The 3,647-nt window shown below is 68.8% G+C and carries 1 protein-coding gene and 2 pseudogenes; all 3 read left to right on the top strand.

All coding sequences use genetic code 11. From position 1 onward, the window contains the following. Positions 1-1,155, top strand: a pseudogene (locus ACE3SL_RS13815) (ribonuclease E/G); the annotation flags it as partial. A 314-nt stretch (positions 1,156-1,469) separates the two neighbouring features. Then, positions 1,470-2,873 carry a M48 family metalloprotease gene (locus ACE3SL_RS13810; protein ID WP_374526305.1) on the top strand — a complete coding sequence of 468 codons (1,404 nt, stop codon included), beginning with the start codon at positions 1,470-1,472 and terminating at the stop codon, positions 2,871-2,873. A gap of 56 nt (positions 2,874-2,929) precedes the next feature. After that, a pseudogene (locus ACE3SL_RS13805) lies at positions 2,930-3,647 on the top strand (disulfide bond formation protein DsbA); the annotation flags it as partial.

Raw genomic sequence — 3,647 nt, 5'->3', positions numbered from 1 at the left:
GCGCTCAAGAACGACCGCGCGCGCATCCAGGTCGGCCGCATCTCGGGCTTCGGCCTGATGGAGATGAGCCGCCAGCGGCTGCGCACCGGCGTCCTCGAAGCCTCGACGCGTCCGTGCCCGCACTGCGAAGGCACCGGCCTCGTCCGCACCGCTTCGTCGGCGGGCCTTTCGGCACTCCGCCTGATCGAAGAGGAAGCCGCACGCGGCAAGGGCAGCAAGATCATCCTGCGCGCGAGCCAGGAAGCGACCTTCTACCTCCTCAACGAAAAGCGCCGCGAATTGCGCGAGATCGAGGAACTCTACGGCGTCAGCGTCGAAATCCTGCCCGACGGCGAGACCGAGGGTGCGCGCATGGCGGTCGAGGTCGGCGGTCCGCCGCCGGTCGCCCGCCGCAGCTTCGCCCCGATCGTCGAGATCGAGGAAGAGGAAGACGACTTCGTCGAGGAGGATGAGGAAGAAGAAGCCGAAGAGGCCGCAGACCGTCCCGCGCGCAGCGAACGGCAGGAACGCCAGGACGGCGAGGATGGCGAGGGCCGCAAGCGCCGCCGCCGCCGTCGCCGTGGCCGTCGCGGCCGCCGCGACGAGGAAGGCATCGAAGGCGAGGATGCTGAAACCGGCGCAGGCGATGAAGGCGATGAAAATGCCGGCAGCGCCGAAGACACCCCGGTCGAAGACGCTGCCCCGGTAGAGGCCGAAGCCGAACCCGCCGAAAAGAAACCGCGCCGCCGCGGCGGTCGCGGCCGCAAGAAGGTCGAGGACGCCGAAGCGGCCGTCGAGGCGGAAGAAACCGCTCCGGCCGAAACGGCGCCCGAGCCGGTCGTCGAGGAAACACCCGCCGCCGAGGAAAAGCCGAAGCGCAAGCGCGCGCCGCGCAAGACCAAGGCCGCCGCCGCTGCAGAAGCCGCGGCAGCCGAAGCCGCCGAGGCACCGGCAGCGGAAGCCCCCGCCGCCGAAGCGACAGCCGAAGCTGCCAAGCCCGCGCCGAAAAAGCGTGCAAGCCGCGCCAAGAAGGCCGCCGAGCCGGCCCCGGAAGCGACGGCCGAGCCCGCTGCGGCGGTCGAGGCCGAACCCGTCGGCGCCGAGGCGGATGCCGGTGAAACGGGTCCCGACGGCGAACCCCGTCGCGGCTGGTGGCAGCGCACCTTCGGAAACTGAGAACGCTAGATAGAATGAAAAGCCTGTGTCCCCGCGAAGGAGCATCGGGTCGGATCGTCCCCCGGACGATCCTTGAACATGCGGGGCATGTTCAACCCGATACTGACCCATCTCCTGATGGTTCGAAATAGCACCGACCGGTGATGGGCCCCCGCGTTCGGGGGCACAGGGCTGTTGAACTTCTCCACTAGACACCAAACGCATTGCAACCGATCGTATAATCGCCGCCTGCACTTGCGCCCGCGCGCCGTGCGTCCCAATAAGCCTCCATGGCTTCAGTCGAGGTTCAGGCGCGCGGCGCAAGACAGGCGGCGATGACCGCATTTCCGCAGCCTCCCGTGCGCCGCGCGCATGGGACCGGCGCCTTTTTCCGCATCCTCCTGACGATCATCGCGATGATCGCGGTGGCCGCGCGCCCCGCGATGGCGCAGTCGATCCTCCGCGACGCCGAGACCGAGGCGTTGTTCCAGGACATGATGGACCCGCTGCTCGTCGCGGCGGGGCTGCAACCGGGGCAGGTGCGCGTCCATCTGCTCGGCGATTCCAGCATCAACGCCTTCGTCGCGGGCAGCCAGGACATCTACGTCTTCAGCGGCCTCATCGAGGCGGCGGACAGCGCCGAAGAGGTACAGGGCGTGCTCGCGCACGAGCTCGGCCACGTCATGGGCGGCCATGCGATCCGCGCCAGCGAAGGCGCCAAGACCGCGACCGGCATCTCGCTGCTCAGCCTGCTCCTCGGCGCCGCCGCGATCGCGGCGGGCGGCGGCGAGGCGGGCATGGGGATCATGATGGCGGGCCAGCAAGCCGCGCTCGGCAAATATCTCGCCTTCAGCCGCACGCAGGAAGCGACCGCCGACGCCGCCGGCGCGCAATATCTGTCGAAGGCCGGGATCAGCGGCCGCGGGAGCCTCGCCTTCTTCAAGAAGCTGCAGAATCTCGAATTCCGCTATGGCGTGAAACAGGACGACGATCAGGCCTATGGCCGCACCCACCCGATGTCGGGCGACCGCATTCAGGCGCTGCGCGAAGTCTATGTCGTCGATCCCGCATGGAGCAAGCCCGCCGACCCGAAGATCGAGGCGCGGTTCCAGCGCATCAAGGCGAAGCTGTCGGGCTATATCGCCGACCCCGACCGGACGCTGCGCAAATATCCCGTGAGCGACACAAGCATCCCGGCGCGCTACGCCCGCGCCTATGCCTGGCACAAGAGCGCCTATCCCGACAAGGCGCTCGCCGAGGTCGAGGGCCTGCTCAAGGCCGACCCGCACGATCCCTATTTCCTCGAACTCGAAGGACAGGTGCTGCTCGAATCGGGCCGGCCGAAGGAGGCGATCCCGCCGCTGCGCGAAGCGGTGACCAATTCGCGCTCGCAGCCGCTGATCGCCGCGACGCTCGGCCACGCGCTGATCGCCACCGAAGACTCCGCCAATTTCGCCGAGGCCGAGAAGGTGTTGAAGACTGCGGTCGCGCTCGACAACCAGAACCCTTTCGCCTGGTATCAGCTCGGCATCGTCTATGCGAACAAGGGCGATCAGGCGCGCGCCGCGCTCGCCTCGGCCGAACGCTATAATCTGGAGGGTGGACAGTCGGCGCTCGCGCTGCGTAACGCCGAAACCGCGATGCAGGGCCTGCCCGAAGGGTCGGCCGACTGGATTCGCGCACAGGATATTGCGCTGGTGTCGCGCGCCGAGGTGGAACAGGCGCGCAAAAAGCGCTAGATTCAAACGAGATACGATAGGGACGCATCGCTATCGGCGGTGCACAAGGGCGACAAGTGACCGAAAAGAAAGACGATTATTATCAGCCGTGGCTGCGCGACCCGGCCCCGACGCCCGATGCGTCGGCCCCTCTGCGCGATGAAGGCCTGGCCAAGCCGAAGGACGAACCGCCGGTCGGTATCGACCTCGCGCGCTACAAGGCCGCCGAAAAGCCGCAGGCGCCGCGAGTCCAGCCCGAGGCGATCAGGGCCGGCGCCGCGAAGCTCTGGGACCGGCTCCGCGACGGTGCCGAAGCCTTTGCCGACTGGACGATCGGCGTCGGCGAGCGCGCCGACATCCCCGCGCGGGTCGAAGCGATGGAAATCCCCCGCCGCTCGCACGCTTTTGCCGCGAAAACGGGCGCGCTGACCGCACGTACCGCGAGCGCCATCGGCCGCAATTCGGCCAAGGCCGGACGGGCCGCCGCGAAAGCCAGCGTGGAGGCGTGGGACAGGATGGCGCTCGGCGACAAGGCCCGCAAGCTGTCGAGCGACGCGGGCCGCGGGATCGGCGAGGTCGCGGGCAAGACGAAGGCCGGGATCGGCAGCGTCGCCAAGGCGGGCACCGAGAGCCTGCGCGAACAGATCGGCGAGGCCGCGACCAAATTGCGCCCTGCGCCGCGCGACGAAACGCCGCCGCCATCGGGCCTCGAACAATTGCTCGCGCGCGAGGAAGCCGCGGCGCGTGCCGTCGAAGCCCCTGCCCCCGCTCCCGACCTGCCGCTGTTCGCCGGCG

Origin of the sequence: Sphingopyxis sp., from assembly GCF_041916015.1 — a bacterium.
GTDB lineage: Bacteria > Pseudomonadota > Alphaproteobacteria > Sphingomonadales > Sphingomonadaceae > Sphingopyxis.
This window is presented reverse-complemented; position numbering and strand designations above follow the sequence as displayed.